The organism is Planktotalea sp., from assembly GCF_039984035.1.
GTDB lineage: Bacteria > Pseudomonadota > Alphaproteobacteria > Rhodobacterales > Rhodobacteraceae > Planktotalea.
In genome coordinates, this window is sequence record NZ_JBDWVM010000300.1 from 1 (window position 1) to 4,029 (window position 4,029).

Consider the following 4,029-nt stretch of genomic DNA (forward strand, 5'->3'; position numbering starts at 1 on the left):
GACACGGTGATGGAAGCCGCGATTGAAGCGGGTGCAGAGGATTGTGAAACATCAGAAGACGGTCATATGATCATCTGCGCGGATACCGACCTGAACGAAGTCTCTACCGCGATGGAAAAGGTTTTGGGCGAAAGCGACAGCGCGAAACTGATTTGGCAGCCAAACATTTCTACAGAGATGGATCTGGAAGGCATGACCAAATTGATGAAGCTGATCGATGCTCTTGAAGATGACGACGACATTCAGCGCGTAACTGCGAACTTTGAAGCCTCTGATGAGGTTATGTCCCAGCTTGAGTGATCGACGATTAGAGTGATTTTTAACAACGGCCTCCGATATTCGGGGGCCGTTTTGCGTTTTAGCGGAGCGCTTTCAACTCTGCCTCTGTCTGGGTGTCGCGCACCAATGTATGCCCCGCTTCGGCATCGCGTTTGCGTTTCCAACCGGTGGAAATATGCTCGCAATGCAGGAAACGCGCGTCTTTCATCATCGCCCATTTGTTGAACGCATAGCGATGTAGCCCGTGAATATCCCAAACCGCATTTGTGAACCAACGATTTGGGGCAAGGCAATATTTTTCCTTGCTACCTGCATCAGGGTCACGACGCCAAATATGATCTGCGTGGCGGGGCATTTGATCTTCGGGAAGCTTTGAATACCGCCAGAAACCCGGCATCGTGACATAGCCAATTTTCGAATGAACAGCCGCATCGAACACATTCGCGCCTGTGATCAATTCATCAATATCGATGGGAAGCACAGCGCGGGCGGAGTGAAGAAAACGATGCCGCGCAATGGCCAACATGCCGGCCTGATAGAACATGGAGCGATGGATCAGCTTGCTGGCTTTCCAGCTGCCAAAGGGAAAGTCAGAGGCGATGGCCTGAGCAGTGTCTAATCCAGTCACCGATTGCAGGCTTTGTTGCAATTTTGATATCGAATAGGCGTTTGATCCATTGTCGAAAATCAGGGTCGCGTTGGCGCCTTGGTTTTCGACATGATGCTTGAGCCAATCTGTAATCCATCCCAAATCATTGTCCTTGGATTTTGTCATGAGGACGTTTTTGTTATCAAAGTCAGTTGATTGTCGGCTGATCTTTGTCTTAAGCGTAAAGACTTCAGTTTCGATTTCGAGTTCGCTTGGCTCTTGAGAGCAACTCAACCACACTTCATCGTGGCGGCGATATCGCTTGATTTTGGGTTTACCCGCACCCTCGCCAGAGATCTTTATTTTTGAGGATGTTAGTAGGCTCTCTAAATTCAAGAGCTTAGGGCAAACCAAAAGCACAGCCTTTTTGCGTGCGATCCAGATCACATCATAGGCTAATGTGTGAAAATCATAAGTGTCATTATAGCCATCAAGTCGATATTTATCCGGCACAATATGCCGACGTTTCGGGCCGTTTTCAGGTAAAATGAGCGGGTTGAGCAATGACATGTCCATCCTAATCAGCTAGCCGTTTTTACCCTGTGGCGCAACGAGCTCTGTTTTGGCCTGCTGGCGCAGCGCATGTGTCAGCCCCTTTAGGTGTGGCGCAAGTCGTCGTGAAATTTGCCAGTATAGCGGCGTGTGATAACGCGGTCGTTGACCCAGCGCGACGAGCGTTCCGTCGGCTAAAGCCTCTTTCACCAATTGCGCGGGGTTCATGCCCCAACCCATCCCGACGCTGGCAGCTGCAACAAAGGCCTGTGTCGAGGGTAAAACATGGCCGGTGAGCGCGATGTGTTCGCCGGTTTCTCGAAGCGCCCAATCGCGCTGAAGCCCATCTTTGGTATCAAAGACAAGCGCCGTCGCGCGTTCCAACGCATCTGGTGTGACTCCATCTGGAAACCACTTCGCGACAAATTCAGGGCTGGCGGTTGCGACATATTCAAGCGCGCCGAGGGGGATGCTATCACAGCCTTGAATGGCCTGCGCCCGCGTCGTAATCGCAGCCGCGACGCGCCCTTCCTTCAAAAGCTGCGCGCTATGGTCTTGATCGACGACAGTTAGATCAAAGCGGATGTCGGGTTGGGAGGCCAGTGCAGGGATGATCCAAGTGGCCAAGCTATCGGCATTCACCGCAATGCTCAGGCGCGCAGGTTCGCTCTGGTCAGGGAGGAGGGCGGCCTCCATCACGGCGACTTCTTCGGCATGGCGCGCTAGGCGTTGTCCGAGATCGGTGCCAACGCAAGGCACCGCGCGCAAGATAAGACGCGCGCCGACCTGATCCTCCAGCGCCCTGACGCGCTGCGAAATGGCGGAAGGCGTTACGCCTAAGCTAGAGGCCGCAGCATCGAAGCTTCCGGTCCTCAAAATCTCGCTCAGAGCGCGCAAATGATCGTAGTCTAACTGCATTAGCAAAACTTAACTTATCTGATTTTCTTTAACTAGCCTTCATTCGCGTCCGCCGTTACCTCTGACGAACCAAAAACGGAAAGTCACCAAATATGTCATCGTTCTTCCCATCGTTCCTTCCCGGTTTCTTGCTGAGCATTTCCTTGATCCTCGCGATCGGGGCGCAAAATGCGTTTGTTCTCAAACATGGATTGCGTAAGCAACATGTGCTTCCGATTGTCTTGGTCTGCGCGATCTCTGATGCGATCCTGATTATTTCTGGTGTCGCGGGCTTTGGGACGCTGGCGAGCAAGTTTCCAATGTTCGAAACGATCATGCGTTATGGCGGTGCGATCTTCTTGTTTTGGTATGGTTTCCAAAATGCAATGTCCGCTTGGCGCGGTGGTGCGAGTTTGAAAAACGGGGCAGATGATGCCGCGCCGCTCAGAACAACTTTGCTGACGTTGCTGGCGATTACATGGCTTAATCCACATGTTTACCTCGATACCGTTGTACTGATTGGGTCGATTTCAGCACAATATGAAGATCGCGTTGCATTTGGTGCAGGCGCAACGCTCGGGAGCTTCGTTTTCTTCGTGTGTTTGGGTTATGGCGCGCGGCTCCTTAGTCCCATTTTCGCAAAACCGTCAGCGTGGCGCATTTTGGATGCAATCATCGCGCTTACAATGTGGGCCATCGCGATTTCACTTTTGATCTAAACAGCAAAGCCGCTTGGATTGCCTTGCCTTCTGGGGGCCAGTTTGATCTTACGATGGTATGGAAAATGACGCGCAGCGCCCAGCCATAGGGGCTTTCTGGATGATCGTGACGGGGCTGTGTTTTGTCGCAGTCACCGCTATCGTCAAATTCAACGGAACCCGTATCCCAGCGGCAGAGGCCGCATTTCTAAGATATGCACTCGGCCTCGTCTTTTTGTTGCCAATGCTAACGACCCTTCGGAGCACAACGTTCACACCGCGCCTCTGGGGGATCATTACGGCGCGCGGCGCTTTCCACACGGTTGGGGTTACGCTTTGGTTCTTCGCCATGACCCAAATCTCGATCGCAGAAGTCACAGCAATGAACTACCTCTCGCCGGTCTACGTCACGATTGCAGCAGCGTTGTTTCTCGGCGAAAAGCTGGCGTTTCGCCGCATTCTCGCGGTTCTATGCGCGTTGGTTGGTGCAATAATCATTCTGCGTCCGGGCTTTCGCGAGTTGAACATGGGGCATTTTGCGATGCTGTTTACCGCCATTATGTTTTGTGGCTCATACCTGACGGCCAAGATGCTGGCGGATGCGCTTCCTGCAAGCGTTGTTGTGGCTATGCTGTCAATTGCAGTGGCTATCGGACTTGCGCCCATGGCCTATGCCGTTTGGATTCCGCCGACATTAGGGGAGGTCGGATTGTTATTTGCGGTCGCCTGCTTTGCGACGGCGGGGCACTACACCATGACATTGGCCTTCGCGGCGGCGCCATTGACAGTGACGCAACCAGTGACGTTCTTGCAGCTGGTTTGGGCGGTTTCCCTTGGCTATTTCGCCTTTGGGGAAGAGGTGGATATCTGGGTGATGATCGGCGGGTTCCTTATTTTAAGCTCTGTGTCGTTCATCACATGGCGTGAGGCTGTGCTAAAACGCAAAGCGGTCACGCCCACACATATCGAAACAAAACTTTAATATCGTCCGTGCTGTCATGCGCTTGAGCGTAG

5 protein-coding genes are annotated in these 4,029 nt (G+C 52.7%); 3 read left to right on the forward strand and 2 right to left on the reverse strand.

The window, feature by feature from the left end; translation table 11 throughout:
• Positions 1–300: YebC/PmpR family DNA-binding transcriptional regulator (locus tag ABJQ89_RS13725; protein ID WP_348496757.1), on the forward strand; the 300-nt coding region annotated here is incomplete at its 5' end.
• 58 nt (positions 301–358) lie between these two features.
• Here the strand turns inward: ABJQ89_RS13725 and ABJQ89_RS13730 are convergent.
• Together ABJQ89_RS13730 and ABJQ89_RS13735 are read right to left on the reverse strand one after the other, a co-directional pair.
• Positions 359–1,438 carry a hypothetical protein gene (locus ABJQ89_RS13730; protein ID WP_348496758.1) on the reverse strand — a complete coding sequence of 360 codons (1,080 nt, stop codon included), beginning with the start codon at positions 1,436–1,438 and terminating at the stop codon, positions 359–361.
• Positions 1,439–1,453: 15 nt separating this feature from the next.
• Positions 1,454–2,338 carry a LysR family transcriptional regulator ArgP gene (locus ABJQ89_RS13735; protein ID WP_348496759.1) on the reverse strand — a complete coding sequence of 295 codons (885 nt, stop codon included), beginning with the start codon at positions 2,336–2,338 and terminating at the stop codon, positions 1,454–1,456.
• A gap of 92 nt (positions 2,339–2,430) precedes the next feature.
• Between ABJQ89_RS13735 and ABJQ89_RS13740 the strand changes: the two genes are divergently transcribed.
• The gene (locus tag ABJQ89_RS13740) at positions 2,431–3,036 is read left to right on the forward strand and encodes a LysE/ArgO family amino acid transporter (RefSeq protein ID WP_348496760.1); all 606 of its coding nucleotides are present in this window, start codon (positions 2,431–2,433) and stop codon (positions 3,034–3,036) included.
• A 58-nt stretch (positions 3,037–3,094) separates the two neighbouring features.
• Positions 3,095–3,997 carry a DMT family transporter gene (locus tag ABJQ89_RS13745; protein ID WP_348496761.1) on the forward strand — a complete coding sequence of 301 codons (903 nt, stop codon included), beginning with the start codon at positions 3,095–3,097 and terminating at the stop codon, positions 3,995–3,997.
• Positions 3,998–4,029: the final 32 nt, after the last annotated feature.